12 protein-coding genes and 1 tRNA gene are annotated in these 16,561 nt (G+C 64.7%); 3 read left to right on the top strand and 10 right to left on the bottom strand.

Going from position 1 to position 16,561, the window contains the following annotated elements; translation table 11 throughout:
* Nucleotides 1-6: 6 nt before the first annotated feature.
* The 3 genes from VIM12_RS09710 to thiL all read right to left on the bottom strand — a co-directional run bounded on the left by VIM12_RS09710 (nt 7) and on the right by thiL (nt 2,238).
* The gene (locus tag VIM12_RS09710) at nt 7-492 is read right to left on the bottom strand and encodes a CinA family protein (protein WP_331941420.1); all 486 of its coding nucleotides are present in this window, start codon (nt 490-492) and stop codon (nt 7-9) included.
* A 259-nt stretch (nt 493-751) separates the two neighbouring features.
* Complete coding sequence (locus tag VIM12_RS09705; protein WP_331941419.1) at nt 752-1,273, bottom strand: phosphatidylglycerophosphatase A; 522 nt, start codon at nt 1,271-1,273, stop codon at nt 752-754.
* Nucleotides 1,270-2,238: a thiamine-phosphate kinase gene (thiL, locus tag VIM12_RS09700; RefSeq protein ID WP_331941418.1), complete on the bottom strand. Its 969-nt coding sequence runs from the start codon at nt 2,236-2,238 to the stop codon at nt 1,270-1,272. Before thiL ends, VIM12_RS09705 begins: the two co-directional genes overlap by 4 nt.
* A 211-nt stretch (nt 2,239-2,449) precedes the next feature.
* Between thiL and VIM12_RS09695 the strand changes: the two genes are divergently transcribed.
* On the top strand, nt 2,450-4,762 hold the full coding sequence (locus tag VIM12_RS09695; protein WP_331941417.1) for an NADP-dependent malic enzyme: 2,313 nt from the start codon (nt 2,450-2,452) through the stop codon (nt 4,760-4,762).
* Nucleotides 4,763-4,831: 69 nt separating this feature from the next.
* Here VIM12_RS09695 and VIM12_RS09690 read toward each other — a convergent pair whose 3' ends face one another.
* From VIM12_RS09690 to VIM12_RS09675, 4 genes are all read right to left on the bottom strand, one after another.
* Complete coding sequence (locus tag VIM12_RS09690; protein WP_331941416.1) at nt 4,832-5,614, bottom strand: TssQ family T6SS-associated lipoprotein; 783 nt, start codon at nt 5,612-5,614, stop codon at nt 4,832-4,834.
* Between the two features lie 15 nt (nt 5,615-5,629).
* Entirely contained in the window at nt 5,630-6,880 is a 1,251-nt protein-coding gene (locus tag VIM12_RS09685; RefSeq protein WP_331941415.1) for an adenylate/guanylate cyclase domain-containing protein, read from the bottom strand.
* 122 nt (nt 6,881-7,002) lie between these two features.
* The gene (locus VIM12_RS09680) at nt 7,003-7,932 is read right to left on the bottom strand and encodes a 5'-nucleotidase (RefSeq protein WP_331941414.1); all 930 of its coding nucleotides are present in this window, start codon (nt 7,930-7,932) and stop codon (nt 7,003-7,005) included.
* 129 nt (nt 7,933-8,061) lie between these two features.
* Nucleotides 8,062-8,146: transfer RNA gene (locus VIM12_RS09675), tRNA-Leu, on the bottom strand.
* A gap of 188 nt (nt 8,147-8,334) precedes the next feature.
* Between VIM12_RS09675 and VIM12_RS09670 the strand changes: the two genes are divergently transcribed.
* Nucleotides 8,335-10,290 (top strand): APC family permease, encoded by a 1,956-nt coding sequence (locus VIM12_RS09670; protein ID WP_331941413.1) that lies wholly within the window; start codon nt 8,335-8,337, stop codon nt 10,288-10,290.
* A gap of 241 nt (nt 10,291-10,531) precedes the next feature.
* Here the strand turns inward: VIM12_RS09670 and VIM12_RS09665 are convergent, their stop codons facing one another.
* A complete protein-coding gene (locus VIM12_RS09665; RefSeq protein WP_331941412.1) occupies nt 10,532-11,023 on the bottom strand; it encodes a hypothetical protein in 492 nt (163 codons plus the stop codon).
* Nucleotides 11,024-11,097: 74 nt separating this feature from the next.
* Nucleotides 11,098-14,919, bottom strand: coding sequence for a patatin-like protein (locus VIM12_RS09660; protein WP_331941411.1), 3,822 nt, complete (start codon nt 14,917-14,919; stop codon nt 11,098-11,100).
* A 599-nt stretch (nt 14,920-15,518) separates the two neighbouring features.
* Here VIM12_RS09660 and VIM12_RS09655 point away from each other — a divergent pair.
* Nucleotides 15,519-16,004: a DUF1579 domain-containing protein gene (locus tag VIM12_RS09655; protein WP_331941410.1), complete on the top strand. Its 486-nt coding sequence runs from the start codon at nt 15,519-15,521 to the stop codon at nt 16,002-16,004.
* Nucleotides 16,005-16,044: 40 nt separating this feature from the next.
* On the opposite strand, the gene VIM12_RS09650 is transcribed toward VIM12_RS09655, so the two are convergent.
* On the bottom strand, nt 16,045-16,305 hold the full coding sequence (locus VIM12_RS09650; protein WP_331941409.1) for a hypothetical protein: 261 nt from the start codon (nt 16,303-16,305) through the stop codon (nt 16,045-16,047).
* Nucleotides 16,306-16,561: the final 256 nt, after the last annotated feature.

Below are 16,561 nucleotides of genomic sequence, written 5' to 3'. Positions count from 1 at the left end.
CCGGTATCAGGCCTGGTCGAGGAAGCGCAGCAGCCCTTGCAGCGCATGGGCGACGGCCTGCTCCCGCACCGCCTGGCGGTCACCGGCAAAGATCCGGCGCTCGGTGAAGGTCCGGTCTGCGATGGCCCAGCCGAAGCAGACCGTGCCGACGGGCTTGCCCGGCACAGCCCCTCCCGGTCCGGCAATGCCGGTCGTCGACACGCCGATGTGTGCATTGCTGCCGGCCACGGCACCCTCGGCCATCGCGCCCGCCACTTCCTCGCTCACCGCGCCGAATTGCGCAATCAGCGCGGGGGGAACGTTCAGCAGCCCGGTCTTGGATGCATTGGAATAGGTGACGAAGCCGCAGTCGAACCATGCGGACGAGCCGGCGACCTCGGTGACGGCCTGGGCCACCCCGCCGCCGGTGCATGACTCCGCCGTCGCCAGCAGCCAGCCTTTTTCCTGCAAGGCACGGCCGGCGCGCGCCGCCAGGTCGACGATCTCTTTCATTTCCCTTGTACTCCTTTGCCGGTTTGGTCTACCCGGAGTGCGGGTCGCCGGGCGCACCGCCACGGGCGGCCCCAAGTGTTCGAATGTACCATCGCGGCGCCTGTTTGCGCTGCCCGGCATCCGCCCCGGAACGACGACTGACATGGCGCAAGCATGATCTTCCCGACCACGCGCAAAATCAGGCTGGATGCGTTGTGCGACGCGGCCAAGGGGTGTTTTTCTTCGAGCTTGTCGCGGCCTGCCGGCCGCGACTTTTTTTTTACAGGGAACGCCAGACCGCGAACAGCAGCAGCGTATAGAAGGCAGCGGCGAGATCGTCCCACATCACGCCCAGTCCGCCGCTCACATGGCGGTCGATTTGCCGGATGGGCGGCGGTTTCAGCATGTCGAAGACCCGGAACCAGAAAAATGCCCAGAGCTGGGTGCCGAAGCCGGACGGCGTCACGAACAGCAGCACTGCCCAGAATCCGATCACCTCGTCCCACACCATGCTCCCGTGGTCGGCGACCCCCATGTTCCGCGCGGTGCGTCCGCAGGCCCAGACGCCTGCGAGGAAGCCTGCCGCGATCACCATCGTCCAGGTTCCCGGCGTGAAGAACGCCGGCCAGCGCGTGCTCAGGACATGGAATGTCAGCCAGGCGAAGAGCGTGCCGAAGGTGCCGGGCATGATGGGCGCGAGGCCGCTGCCGAAACCCTGGGCGACCAGATGGGCGGGGTCGGACAGCATGAAGCGTGCGTTTGGCCTGATGGCGCCGGCGTCGCCGGCATCTGCTGGGGTCATGGTGCGGTGAAGTGGTCGAAGGAGGCGGGTTGCAGGTCGAGCGAGCGGCCGTTGGCATCCAGCAGGCGCAGCCCGGGTTCGGGCGTAATGGTCCCGGCCCGTGTCACCACGGTGCCGGCGTCCCGCGCCGCTTGCAGGACTTCCTCGCGCCGCGCCGGCGGTGCAGTAAAGCAGAGTTCATAGTCGTCGCCTCCGGCCAGCGTGAAATTCCGGCGCAGTGCGAGGTCGTGGCCGGCCAGGACCGGGCCGGCCGGCAGCGCGTCCACCTCGAGCAGCGCGCCGACGCGCGATCGCGCCAGGATATGGCCGAGGTCGCCGGCCAGGCCGTCGGACACGTCGATGGCCGCGTGTGCCAGGCCTGCCAGTGCCTGCCCGAGCGCCACCCGTGGCGTGGGCGAGTGCATGCGCGACGCGGCGTTTGCCAGCGCATCGTCGCTCAGCGTCACTTCGCCTCGGTAGCCGGCCAGCGCCAGGCGGGCGTCGCCCAGCGTGCCCGAGATCCAGATGTCGTCTCCCGGCTGCGCAGCATCCCGCCGCAGCGCCAGCCCGGGCGCCACCGCGCCGAAGACGGTGATGCAGATATTCAGCGGGCCTTTCGTCGTGTCGCCGCCAATCAGCGCGCACCCGTGGGCGTCCGCAAGCGCCAGCATCCCTGCCGAAAACGCCTCGAGCCAGTCGGGTCTGGCAGAAGGCAATGCGAAGGCAAGGGTGAAGGCGAGGGGGCGGGCGCCCATCGCCGCCAGGTCCGACAGGTTGACGGCCAGCGATTTGTGGCCGAGCTGGGAGGGATCCGCGCCGGGAAAGAAATGCCGGCCCTCGACCAGCATGTCCGAGGAGATCGCGATCTGCATCCCCGGCGGTGGCGCGAGCAGCGCGCAGTCGTCGCCCACGCCGAGGGGAACAGCGCCGGCGTCGCGCGGCGGGCGGGTGAAATAGCGTGCGATCAGGTCAAATTCGGACAACATGGCGGGATTGTACAGAAGGGTTGCGGGCACCCGTCATCCGGCATGTTCAACAGGATTCTGCGGGCGAACGGACGAGCACGCGTTTATTCGGATTTTCCGCAGCGGAAGTCATATTAAGTTTGACCTAAACTGCATAAATCACGTATCAATTCGGTGCGTTTCGTCTGATAAAATCGCCAGTTTTCCGCGTGATAAAAAGGAAGGCCACATCATGGAATCGAAGAACGATCCTAAAGAAGAACTTCGCCAGCAGTTGCGGCAGGCCGCGCTCGAGTACCATGAGTTCCCCACGCCCGGAAAGATCAGCGTCACCCCCACCAAGCAGCTGACCAACCAGCGCGACCTGGCGCTGGCGTACTCGCCCGGGGTCGCCGCGGCCTGCGAAGAGATCGTGGCCGATCCCGCCAACGCCTTCCGCTACACCGCTCGCGGCAACCTGGTGGCGGTCATCACCAATGGCACCGCCGTGCTCGGTCTCGGCCCGATCGGGCCCCTCGCCGCCAAGCCGGTGATGGAAGGGAAGGGCGTGCTATTCAAGAAGTTCGCCGGCATCGACGTGTTCGACATCGAAGTCAACGAGACCGACCCCGACAAGCTGTGCGACATCATCGCCGCGCTCGAGCCGACCTTCGGCGGCGTCAACCTGGAAGACATCAAGGCGCCCGAGTGCTTCTATATCGAGCGCAAGCTGCGCGAGCGGATGAAGATCCCGGTCTTCCATGACGATCAGCACGGCACCGCGATCATCGTCGGCGCCGCGATCCTCAATGGCCTGAAGGTGGTCGGCAAGAAGATCGACGAGTGCAAGCTCGTGGTGTCCGGCGCCGGCGCCGCCGCGCTGGCCTGCCTCGACCTGATCGTCGACCTCGGCTTCCCGATCAAGAACATCTACGTGACCGACCTCGCCGGCGTCGTCTACAAGGGGCGCGCCGAGCTGATGGACCCGGACAAGGAGCGCTTCGCGCAGGACACCCCGGCGCGCACCCTGGCCGAAGTCATCCCCGATGCCGACATCTTCCTCGGCCTGTCCGCCGGCGGCGTGCTCAAGCCGGAGATGGTCAAGCAGATGCGGGCCAAGCCGCTGATCCTGGCACTGGCCAACCCGACTCCGGAGATCCTGCCCGAGGACGTGAAGGCGGTGCGTGGCGACGCGGTGATCGCGACCGGCCGTTCGGACTATCCGAACCAGGTCAACAACGTGCTCTGCTTCCCCTATATCTTCCGCGGCGCGCTCGATTCCGGCGCCACCACGATCACCCGCGAGATGGAGATCGCGGCGGTCCATGCCATTGCCGACCTGGCGCAGGCCGAACAGTCCGATATCGTCGCGACCGCGTACGGCATCAGCAACCTGTCCTTCGGCCCGGAGTACGTGATCCCGAAGCCATTCGACCCGCGCCTGATGATCAAGATCGCGCCGGCCGTCGCGCGCGCGGCGGAGACCTCCGGCGTGGCGTCGCGGCCGATCGCCGACATGCAGGCCTATGCGGCCAGCCTCCAGCAATTCGTCTACCACAGCGGCACCTTCATGAAGCCGATCTTCCAGATCGCCAAGAAGGCGCCTGCCAGCCGCAAGCGCATCGTCTTCGCCGAGGGCGAAGAAGAGCGCGTCCTGCGCGCGGTGCAGGTCGTGATCGACGAGAAGCTGGCCAAGCCGATCCTGGTCGGCCGGCCGGCGGTGCTTGCGCAGCGCATCGAGAAATTCGGCCTGCGCATGCGGCCGGAAGTCGACTTCGAAACCATCAACCCGGAATACGACGAGCGCTACCGCGAGTACTGGCAGGAATACCTGAACATGACCCGCCGCAAGGGCGTCACCGAGCAGTGGGCGAAGCTGGAGATGCGCCGCCGGCACACGCTGATCGGCGCGATGATGATCCACAAGGGCAACGCCGACGGCATGATCTGCGGCACCTTCGGCACCGTGCCGCTGCACCTGCATTACATCGACCAGGTACTGGGCAAGCGCGAAGGGGTCAACGTCTACGCGGCGATGAACACCCTGATCCTGCCCGATCGCCAGGTGGTCCTTGTCGACACCCACGTGAACGAGAACCCGACGGCGGAGCAGCTGGCCGAGATCACCATTCTCGCCGCGGAGGAAATGCGCCGCTTCGGTCTGCAGCCGCGCGCCGCCCTGCTGTCGCACTCCAATTTCGGCACCAGCAACAGCGATTCCGCGCGCAAGGTGCGGGCCGCGCTGGAGATCGTGCGCGAGCGTGCCCCGGACCTGGAGATTGACGGCGAAATGCATGGCGACGCCGCGCTCGATCCCGGCCTGCTGAAATCCATCATGCCGGACTCGACCCTCAAGGGGGAAGCCAACCTGCTGGTGCTGCCGAACATCGATGCCGCCAACATTTCCTACAACCTGCTCAAGACCGCTGCCGGCAACGGCATCGCCATCGGGCCGATCCTGCTCGGCTGCTCGCGGCCGGTGCATGTGCTGACGCCGTCGGCGACCGTGCGCCGCATCGTCAACATGACCGCGCTGTGCGTGATGGATGCGGTGGCGGAACGCTGAACCGGCGATGCAAGGACAAAAGCCGCTCTCCGGAAGGACGAGCGGCTTTTTTTCTGGCTGGCGCGACCCTTACTTCTTTGCCTGCGCCGGCCGCGCCGTGCCGTTGGCGCCCGCGGCCTTCTTCCTGGAGTTGGCCATCTCGCTCCTGTAGACGCCTGCCCAGGCAGGATGGCCGGCCTCCGACGGCAGCAACGCGAATGCGGCGTCCTTGGCAAGCAGCTGCCTGAACTCCGCCCGGCACTGGCGCGAACGGCTGGTCAGGCAGTAGACGAAAGCGGAATACTTGTGTGCCAGCACTTCGTCCGCCTTGTCCGGGAGGCCGGCGTGGAGTGCCGCCTGCAGCGCGGCCAGCGATTCCTTGTAGCGACCGGCTTCATATTCCTTGATGCCTTCCGCCAGCTTCTGCTGGCCCGCCGTCGCCAGGAAGCTGCCGGCGCGCGACACCGCGCGCTGCTGCTCGGACGCGCCTTTTGCGGAGCGCCAGACCGGTCCCCACTGCGGGTGCCCGGCCTCGTTGGCGGCAAGATCGAAATCCGGGTCTTCTTTCAGCAGGGCCTGGAACTGCTCGCGGCACTGCAGTTCGCGGCCGCTGATGCAATGGATGAATGCCAGGTGCTTGCGCGCGGTTGCCAGCGCCGCCCCGGACAGCTGACCCGCCGCGATTGCTGCGTTCAGATCAGCGAGGGCGGCATCGTAGCGATTCTCGCGATAGTGCTTCAGGCCCTGTTCATAGCGCGATTGCGCGTCTGCCTGCGGTATGCCGGCGCTGCCGCCATTCGTGAGCTGCGAGACTTGCGCGCAGCCGGCGAGGAAGGCGGCCAGCAGCAATCCGGCCAGTTTCATGCGATGCATCCTGCTTCACTCCTGCTAAAACACATACTGCACGGTGGTCTCGCCACCGCTCTTTACTTCCACGGTTTCCTTGTACGGCGTGAAGTCGCCGTTGCGGATCTCTATCCTGTGCTTGCCTGGCGCGAGGCTGATCGATTTCATCGGCGGGCTGACGCCGCGGCGGCCGCCGTCGACATAGATCTCCCCCCATGGCTGGATGGCGAGCCTGACCGTGCCCGGCTTGACCGGTGCCGCCGGCTCCGCATCCACTGCACCCTTGGCGCCGGCATCATTGCCCGCGGCTGCCTTGCCTTCGGCGGCTTTCGCCTCCTTCACCGGCTCCTTGCGGTTTTCTGTCGGGCTTTCCCTGGGCGTCTCCTTGACAACTGCCGGCCCTTGCGCACCGTCCGCCGGCACCTCTGGCAGGGCTGCCGCCGCGGTTGCCGCCGCCGCCGGCGCATCGCCGTCCGCCGTTTGCGTCGCCGTCACGTCGACGTGTGCCGGGCCGTCGGGTTTGCCTGATCCGGTCCAGGACCAGACCGCGCCGACGATGGTCGCCGCGCCGATCACCGTGGCGGCCAGTCCTGCCCGCACGGGCAGCTTTCCTGCGCGCGCCGTGTCCGATGCCTGTGCCGCTGCCGGCCGGGTCAGTACGGGGTCGTCGGCATGCGGCAGGCCGCGCGCCCGGGAGCGCTCCCGCATCTTCTCCGCGAGCGGTTCATTGTCCTTCGCGGGACCGAAGCGATACACCTCGTGTTCGCGCACATGCTTGTCGTGGCGCGTACCCTCGTAGACGAACAGCTGGGTGTAGTCGCGGGAAAAGCGGGAGATGATGTCGTAGTACGAGTGGGACACCATGACCTGACCCGGTTCGGCGAAGCTCATCACCCGCTGCGCATCGTTGACGCCGTCGCCGATCATGTTGGTGTGGCCGTTGATGTCGCGCACGATCTTCAGCGGACCGAGATTGATGCCCATGCGGACGAAACCGGGTTCGCCCAGTCCGACCGTGCCGTCATCCACCGCATCCCGCAGGGTCAGCGCCGCGAACAGGGCATCCTCGGGGTCGCCGAGAAAGGCGATTCCCGCGCCGTCGCCGGTATCGACCATGATGCGTTCGCTGGCCGCGACGTTATGCACCGCGTCGGCCAGCAGCCGGTTGAACAATTCCTTCATTTCCAGCTGGTCCGGCACGGTCCGCATCGAGTAGCCGACGATGTCGATGAAGAGCACGCTGCCTATGAAGGTGCGATTCAGCTGTTTGATCGGTAACGGCGCGTCGTTCATGGAAAGGCGGATGAGCTGGACAGGGGCCCGGAACCCGTCATTTTACCCGCTCACCGGCCATTTATTGACGCAAAGATACATTGTCGTAGATCAACTTGACTGCCGTCATTGTTTATCTTTCGTTATCTTTCCTGCGAATTCACCTGTCCGGGCTTCTTCAGCGGCACGATCCCGGTCTGCACCAGCGGCGCGGCGCGCTCGCAATGGCCGGGCTGGTCGTCGAAGAAGATGTGCGGCTTGAACGCGGCGAGGACATCGGACTTGGCGACGCCGCCCATGAAAAACGTCTCGTCGATGGCGACGTCCCAGGCTCGCAGCGTCCGGATCACCCGCTCGTGGGCCGGGGACGAGCGCGCCGTCACCAGCGCCGTGCGGATGGGCGCCGAGCGGCCATCGGCGGATTTCACGTTGTTCTGGATATAGGAGAGCGCCTTCAGCAGCCGCGCAAACGGGCCTTCCGGCAGGGGCTTGAGCGCGTTCTCCCGCTCGTGGTTCTCGAATGCCTCGATACCCTGGGTCTGGTAGATCCGTTCCGACTCGTCCGAAAAAATCACGGCGTCGCCGTCGAACGCGATCCTGATCTGGCCCAGTTCGGCCAGCGCGTTGTCGGGCTTCTGGTAGAGCCTGGCAGCAGCCACCCCGGAATCGATCGCCGCCTGCACGTCGTCCTCATGCAGCGACAGGAACAGGCTGACGTTGAAGGCGTGCAGATAGGGCGCCAGCGGCGCGCCGCCCGAGAGCACCGCACGCGTGATATCGAGGTCGTAGTGGCGGATCGAATTGAAGATCCGCATCGAGGTCTCGGTCGAGTTGCGCGACATGATCACGACTTCGACGAACCGCTGGTTATGCACCAGCACGTTCAGTTTGAGCAGCGCCCGCACCAGCGCAAACCCCGCGCCCAGTTTCAGGATCTCGTTCTCGTTGTCGAGCTGGTGGCGACGGTAGGCCTCGAGCCCTTCATTGCGGAAGATCGCTTCCTCCGCCTCGAGGTCGAACAGCGCGCGCGACGAGATGCCGACGACGAGCAGGTTGTCTAGGGAAACTGGCATCGGTTTGGCCATGCGCGATGCGCAAGGCAGGATCGGTGAACAAAGAAGGGAGTATACGCCGCCATGCATGCCGGTGTGCCGGTGTGGTCCTGCAGGAATGTTCCGGTGCGGGGGAAGCAGGTGCGGGTGTGGTGCCCGGGGTCGGAATCGAACCGACACTCCTTTCGGAACCGGATTTTGAGTCCGGCGCGTCTACCAATTTCACCACCCGGGCGATTCGCGGAAGCTGAAGACCTTCAGTTCGCTGCGCCGGCCGCTGCTGCTTGGCCGCGCGAGCGGCAATTATCCCCGATTTGCACCGAACGAGCAACCAAGCGGCGGCGCATACGATTGTCACACTGGAATCGATGGGCGTATCATCGCCTACTTCCCATGAACAGCGGCGAGCCGCGTGCAACAAGAATGAAGTCTGCCAAGATCCGCGAAATAGTGCTCGGCAAAGCGCTCGACCCGTTGAAATCCGAAACACGTCACTCGCTGGCCCTGGTGGCCTTCCTCGCGTGGGTGGGCCTGGGCGCCGACGGCCTCTCGTCCTCCGCCTACGGGCCCGAGGAGACGTTCCGGGCGCTGGGCGAACACAGCCATCTCGGCCTCTACATGGCGATCGCGACCGCAGTGACGGTCTTCATCATCGCGCTCGCCTACAACCAGGTGATCGAGCTCTTCCCCACCGGCGGCGGCGGCTATCGCGTCGCTTCGCGCCTGGTCGGCCCGCATCTCGGACTGATTGCCGGCTGCGCGCTGATTCTCGATTACGTGCTGACCATTGCCATCTCGGTCGCAGCCGGTGTCGAGGCGATGTTCTCGATGCTGCCCCTCGGCTTTCATCCGTACAAGCTATGGGCCGAGGCGTTCTTCATCGGGCTGCTGATCATCCTCAACCTGCGCGGCATGAAGGAAGCGATACGCATCCTGCTGCCGATCTTCCTCGGCTTCGTGATCACGCACTTTGCGCTGATCGTCTACGGCATCTTCGCCCATGCGTCCTACCTTCCCGACCTGGTGCCGGTGACGCTGGAGGAAACCCGCAGCCTTGCCGGCGACATCGGCTGGATCAGCGTCGCCGGCATGCTGCTGCTCGCGTACTCGCAGGGCGGCGGCACCTATACCGGCCTGGAAGCGGTTTCCAACAACGTCAACATCCTGGCCGAGCCGCGCGTCCATACCGGCAAGATGACCATGGTCTACATGGCGCTGTCGCTCGCGTTCACCGCCAGCGGCATCATCCTGCTGTACCTGCTGTGGGACGCGAAACCGGTGGAAGGGCAGACGCTCAACGCGACCACGTTCAAGGCCATCATCGAGAGTTTCGGCCTGAGTCCCTGGACCAGCAACGTCATGCTGATCGTGGTGCTGGCCTTCGAGGCCGGCCTGCTGTTCGTCGCCGCCAATACCGGCTTCCTCGGCGGTCCCTCGGTCCTGTCCAACATGGCGGCCGACTCGTGGGTACCGCACAAGTTCCGCTACCTGTCGACCCGTCTGGTCACGCAGAACGGCATCCTCGTGATGGGCATCGCCGCGCTCGCGATCCTGTTCTGGACCGGCGGCAAGGTCACGGTGCTGGTGGTGCTGTACTCGGTCTCGGTCTTCCTGACCTTCGCCATCTCGCTGTTCGGCCTGGTCGTCTACTGGCTGACCCACAAGGAGCAGAAGTACTGGCTGCGGCGCCTGCTGCTGTCGCTCACCGGCTTCGTCATCTGCGCCGCCATCCTCGCGATCCTGATCGTCGAGAAGTTCGCCCAGGGCGGCTGGGCCGCGGCGCTCATCATCGGCGCCATCGCCGCCCTGTGCCTGTACATCCGCAACCACTACCGCGCGACCAAGGATGCGATTCATTCGGTCGACCAGGTCTTCGCCAACCAGCCGTTCGGCGCCAATACCCAGCCGATCGACCCCGACCCCGACGCCCAGACGGCAGTCTTCATCGTCGGCTCGTCGCGCGGCGGCGGCCTGCATGCGCTGTTGTGGGTGCAGCGCATGTTCCCCGGCCATTTCAAGAACTTCATCTTCGTCAATGCCCGTACCGTCGACTCGCACGCCTATGGCGGCGAAGGCGCAATGGAGCAGATGCGGGCGGAGGCAAATGCAACCCTGAAGTACTTCGTCGACTTCTGCCACAGCCACGGCATGGCCTCTTCCGCCTATCTCGGTTTCGGCACTGACGTGGTGGATGAAGTGACGAAGCTGTGCGAGACCATCAGCCAGGAATACCCGAACGCCATCTTCTTTACCTCCAAGCTGGTGTTCGAGCAGGACAACTGGTTCACCCGCCTGCTGCACAATCAGGCGGCGCTGGCGATCCAGCGGCGGCTGCATTTCGAGAGCCTGCAGATGGTGATTCTGCCGATGAAGGTCTAGGAGTGTCCAAGGCCATCCGATGCCATCTTGCGTTGGCGTCGGTGCCGTCTTCCCCGCGCTCGGGGCGAAGGACCTCTCGAGATGCCGGTGAGCGCGGCCTCAGCGCAATTCTTGCGAAGATGCGCAAGCCACCCAGCGCGAACAGGGGGCGCTCCATCCGTCCGCGGATTTCTGAATACGGCACTCACAATGCACGGCCAGAAATAAAAAACCCGGCAACCGCCGGGTTTCTGCCAATTATTCAACTCCCTTTGATGCGCGCCGCAACGCTGTCCTTGCAGGAGGAGAGGGCACGCCTCGCTTCCTCAAGGTTTTTCTCGGGATCGTCTTTCCAGTAGACGCGATGGTCGATTCCCCCTGGCGAAGGTTCATAGTTCACGAAGGCGCGCGCCCACTGCACCTTTTCGTATTCGGACTTGCACGCGACATCCACCTCGGCACTGATTTTTCTTTCTAACTCGACCTGGTTCGTCTTTGCGATTTCAATCTTCTTCCGATCTTCTCTTTCCAGCACTATGCCCAGGATGAAGATAACGACGCCAGCGCCGGCAATGGCGGATACTTTCGCCAATGGCAGCATTCTTTCTTCCGGAATTTTTTTCCGTAGCACCCAGATCCCGATGCAAGTCAGTACCAGCAGGGCACCGCCAATGGTGACGGCATTGCTAAAAATCCAGCTGATTGCTTCAATAATCAACCAAAGAGCGAGCACAAAGATGACGAGGTAATGCATCGGTTCTACATATAATGGTTATGGAACTTATATCGTATTTCATTAGGGAAATACTGTAAACAGAAAGTTGGCGATCAACCAGGAGGGTCGCCTGCCATTGTTCGGGCCGGCGTCCCGGATTGCTCCTTCGCCTGAAACCTTGCCTTGACCCGTTCGTAGGCCTTCACCTCTGCCGCCTCCGTCAGCGCAACCTGTACGGCATCGTGCAGGTTCCAGGCGCCGAAGCCCGCCAGCGCGATCATGATGACGCCGGCAGCGTGCATCGCCTTCCTGGTGCGCCGGTTCTCGCTGCGCATGATGTCGGCCAGCACGAAGACAAGCACATTGACGACGAACGTGGCGAATATCGTCGCGAAGGCGAGGCTGAAGACCTGGCTGCTGCCTGTGAGGAGACCGCCGAGGGCCAGCACGGCCCCGGCCAGGTACAGCAGGCTCATGACATTGCCCCACCAGAGCGCCTTGAGCGTGCCAGGCAGCGAGATCGCGACGAGGCCCTGGAAGATCAGTCCGCCGCGCGCCAGCCACCGGAGTGCGAACGAGGTACGGTTGTTGTCGCGGCCGATCGCTTCCAGCATCCTTCCCGATATGCTGAGCGCCCGCGAGAGGTTGACGAGCGCCGTGCGCGGGTTCGTCTCGCGCCTGGTGTGCGCCGGATCGCGAACGTAGTCGAAAAGATGCTTGTCGTCGACATGGACGTCCAGCAGGTCGAGCAGGTGCCGCATCTGGTCTTCCGGTTTGCCGCCCGGCAGGACACGGTTCAGCAATGCGGCGCCGGCCCTGGTCGGTGCCTCGCCCTTCCGCAGTTCGGCAAGTGCGTCGCACAGGGTCTCCGTCAGCTTCACGTCGTCCTTCACCACGTGCGATTCGCGCAGGATATGGGCGTGGGCGATGTGGATCAGTTCGTCGCGGACACGCCGGGATTTCGGATCCTGCATCGGCAGCAGCACCCGGATCAGCTGTTCCGCACCATCCAGGCGCCCCCACATCAGGTCGTTGAGCCGCCACTCGCGGTCGATGAAGGCGCCGAAGTTGGCGAGGGCGGTGCCGGCAAGCTTCTTCCGGTTCGCCTTGCGTTCGTCGACGAGGCTGTTGGCGTCCGGCGGGCTGATGCGGGTGACGTCGACGGTCGCGGGCTCGCCGATGCCGGCGTCGTGATAGAGGGCGAAACTCATCTGGTCGAACAGGTCGAAGTACAGGTAGTGCTCGCCGAGAAGCTGGCGCAGGATCGTCCCCTTCGGGGTGTTGAGGGTCGCATTGCGGACGGGCTCGACCTCGACGACCACGTTTTCGCTGTCGGCCTCCCGGTACGAGGGGTCCCCGGCCGCCCTGACGCGGTCAAAGGGCGGGTCGAGCCGCAAGGTGGGCCGGCCGAGGATGGCCTTCAGGCCTGTTTCCGGTTTTGCCAGCCGCAGCACGTCCAGCTCGGCAAGCATCTCGGCGTACAGCTTCGGAACGGGCCCTTCCGCTGCGCCCTGGGGCACCGCGCCGGCGGAAGTCCGTCGATCGCCGGATCTTCGCGTCCGCCGCTCCTGGCCCGCACCGGAATTTGCCGTTCCGCTTGCAAGGTTGAGCAGGCCCTTGGCCCGTTCCATCACGCTTTCCTGCATGGTCCGGGCGCGTGCCGCGCGACGCAGGGCATCCGGCGGCAGCGATACCCGCACTTCTTCCTCTCCGGCGCGCAGCCGGATGCACTTGTACCCTTTTTCCCCGAGCAGCATGGACAGCACGGTCTCCAGCTCCTTCGCAAGCTCGCCGCGCTCGGCCGTCATTTCAAGGGGCTGGTCGCGAGCGACAGCGACGCGGCGCCAGTGACGCTGTGCCTCGTTCAACTGCATCTTCAGCACATGCAGGGCTTCCAGTCCTTCATGCAGGGCCGCATGATCGGGCGAGGCAGTGAGCAGGGGCCAGCCGAGGTATTCGAGGCGCTTGATGCTGAGCCTGTCGGTCTTCGACAGAAGCTCCCGTTCGTCGGATTTCAGGAACCCGTCCCGGCAGCGCCGCAACAGGCCGCGCAGGTGATCGACCTGGCGCAGCAGGAAGCTCAGCTTGCGTATGCGGTAGTGGATGTCGTAGTGCTCAAGGAAGAGGTTCATGTTGTTGCAGTCGGTGTTGTCGCTTTCCTTGTACTTCGTTTCCCGCCAGGCGCGCACCAGCGCGGTGAGGACGTACAGGCGGTCGGAGTCCGTGTCGATCCGCCAGCGCTTGCCGATGCTGCGCGCAAGGTCGTCGGTGGCGGAGGACGCCCGCAGGCGCCGGTAGGCGAGGATCGCGGTGCCGTAGTACCGCACCATCTTCGACCGCGTAAACTGCGGCCAGGGCGGGACCCTGCCGTCGCTGTCCTTGATGAGCCGGATATAGGGGTTGACGCGGTTCCCTTGGTTTTCCTGCAGGGCGCGTCGCAGGTCTTCTTCGCCTTCCCTGACGATCCGTTCGGCGCGTTCGATGCTGCGATTGCGTTTCAGGATCTCCTGCAGGTCTTCCCGGATGGTCTCGTAGCGGGGTATGGCGCTGAGTGCCGCCAGCGAATTGGCCAGGGCATCGGGAACGGGCGGCGCCGTGTTCTCGTCCGTCGCATGATCGATCTCCTGCGGCGCGGGCTCCACGTAGACGAGCTTGCGTTCCACGGGAACATCGGCCTGGCGTGTCGACAGGGTCTGCGCGACATAAGTGAACGGCTTGTTGTCGAGATAGCCGCCGTCGCCATAGGCGCGTTTCCGCGATGCGTCGTCCGATACGGGCAGCCCTGCGGGACGCGAGAAATGGCCCGGCCAGTCCTTGCCGATGGATTCCCACTTCTTCGGTGCGAGCATGGCGGCACGCTCAAGCGTGAACGGCTCGAATGCAAAGGGAAAGGCTGAAGTGCAGCGGGCGGCAAAGGCGAGCAGGCAGTTGTTCTGATTGGCGAAGGGACCGTACTTCCTCTCCTGGCAGAGTCCAAAATGGAAGTTCTGCTTGTGCCTGTACTCGTAGACGACCTGCCTGGAAAGCTTGAGCGGCACGGCGGTGCCGGCGATGTCGGTGGTCGTGACGAACAGGTCCAGTTCGTCGACCAGTGGTTTGCCGGTACCGGCCGGCTCGTTGTCCATCTGGTCCAGGGCGTCGATCAGCTTCAGGTACATGCGGTCGCCGTTCAGCAGGGAGCGCGGCGGACTGTCCAGCTTGATTTTCGGTCTGAGGTCGCCCACGGAGCGACCGTCATTCAGCAGCACCTCGATGTCGCCTTCCTTCACCCACAAGTCCCTGATCGGCTTGAACTTGCGGCCGCAGGCGAGCGCCTTGGCGAGAAAAATGCCGTTGATGCCGCCAGCCGAAGTGCCGGAAATGACATCGACGACAAAACGCATCGGATGCAGGCCATGCGTGGTTCTGCGGATCTCGTCCTCGATGCTTGTCCACGGATCCGGCGGGGCGCTCTGCGGGCCGGCCGCATCCTCGCCGCCATCTCCCGGCCGCCCGGCGCGATTCCTGGCGAGCTCGTCGCGCCTGACAATCTGCTCATGGTACTTCTCCCTGAGTTCGCGATTGTCCGCCAGCCAGCTCAGGCGGCGATACACCTCGCGGGTTCCCTTGCAGGTCTCCTCGCTGATGCCGTCGGCCGGTGTCGCCCGCACCATCTCGTACATCTCGTTGGCGACCCCGTTGATGTACACGGCCAGCGAAACGCCGCCATACATCACGATGCCGAAGCGCACCTCCGATGCGTAGGCAGGAAGCGGCGCGTAGGACCGCGGGGCTGCCTCCGGCAGAGGCGCGTCCTGCGTGCGGCCGGCGTTATCCTGGTGCTGTGGACCGGATCGGTCGCGACGGTCGATGACCGCGCCCGGCGCATCGGGCATGAGGGGGGCGTCCGGTCTCTCCAGGGCGACCGGGGCGGGTTGTTGAGCGGAGAGCTGCATGATGTCCTCGGGATAGGTGCGCGGCGGTGCTGCCGCGCTTGAGCAATAAAGTCGGGCGCCGATGGCGGGTTGCATGCGCGGCGAACCTTCAGGGCGGATGCGCGAGGAGCGGAATTGGCGTGCTGCCGTTGAAACAGGCGAAGGACGGGCGGATACCGCAAGGGCGATAGAGGTGTCCTGCGTGCCCGGAGGTCGGTGGGGATGCGTCTGCCAGCGTAGTCATGCCGTGGACTCCTGGCGCTGTTCATGCCGACCGGAGGCCGGCCGCCCGCAGCGCCCTGACACTCTCCGGATGACATCTTCTTGTGTGGCTCGTCCAGCGGCGAACGGCTCGACGACGATTCATGATGCGCGCGTCGGCCCGCGGGTCGTCTTGATCTCGCACAAAGGCCAACGGTTGGCGTGGACATAGATGCGGATGCGCGACATTCCCCTGCGTCAAGCGCCGTGATCGGCGCCGTCCGGCAATCGTTCAAGACGCGCTTCGGTCGGAAAATCGCGTCCGCGCTCTGCGGACACGTAGAATGTGCGGGCCGCGACGCAGGCCCGTGTTGTCGCGCAAATACCCCGCGCACCAGCCCGCCATTCAGGAGGAACCGATGTTGATCGACCAGGAACATGATGCGCCGCAGGACTTCGACTTTGCCATCGGCGACTGGGCAGTGCGGCACCGCCGGCTGAAACTGCCGTTGCAGTCCAGCGATGACTGGGAAGAGTTCGAGGGACAGTCTTCCACGCGGAAGATCCTTGGCGGCTTCGGCAACCTCGAGGACAACCTCATCCACCTGCCCGCCGGCGCGTACCGGGCGGTTGCTTTGCGATCATGGGATCGCCGCACAGGCAACTGGTCGATATGGTGGCTGGATGGACGGCTGCCCGGCAGCCTCGATACCCCGGTCGTCGGCAAGTTTGCAGACGGCGTCGGCCTGTTCTATGCGGAAGACATGCTGGATGGGCGCCCGATTAGGATCCGCTTCACCTGGGATGCCCGCGGACCGCAACCGCGCTGGGAACAGGCGTTTTCGGCCGACGGCGGCGAGACGTGGGAAACGAACTGGATCATGGCCTTCTCCCGCGCGCCGTAGCCTTGGCAGCGGTCGGTCCGATGGCGAAGGCCGGCCGTCTTCAGACATCGAGCTGGTAGCCGTCCTTGCCGAGCTTCCTGACCAGGCCCTGGAGGATGGCCATGCCGGCCTCGAAGCTGCCGACACGCGTGACGCGCCCGCCACCCCGTCCGTTGACCCTTCCGCCCCATGACTGCACGACCGTCCAGTCGCCGAACAGGTCCTGGTCAAGCAGGGCGGTGTACACGCGGGTGCCGGACACGAAGCGCAGGCGTGTCGGCTGCGGCAGGGCGAGCGTGACGGAGTCTGCGGGATCAATCATCCGCGATCCCGTCGGGCAGGGGCGACTCGACAAGATGGAACGAGGCCAGAAATGCAAGACCGGGAATCGCCTTGCGCCTGTTGCCTGGCGGCCTGGGGTTGAAGCGGGGTCGGTGAAGGGTTTTTCATGCGGGGCGAAAAGCGTTTTTCTGGCTTGCAAAAGATTCTAGCCGATTCGGCCGGCGCGCAAGCCTCCCTCCCGGCGACAGCATCCATTGCCGTTCATCCCTTGCATCGCGCTGCGGGATTCGGTTTAA

It is taken from the genome of Noviherbaspirillum sp. (assembly GCF_036563305.1).
Classification (GTDB): domain Bacteria; phylum Pseudomonadota; class Gammaproteobacteria; order Burkholderiales; family Burkholderiaceae_D; genus Noviherbaspirillum.
The sequence above is the reverse complement of the archived record's forward strand: the minus strand, read 5'-3'. Positions and strand labels throughout refer to the sequence as shown.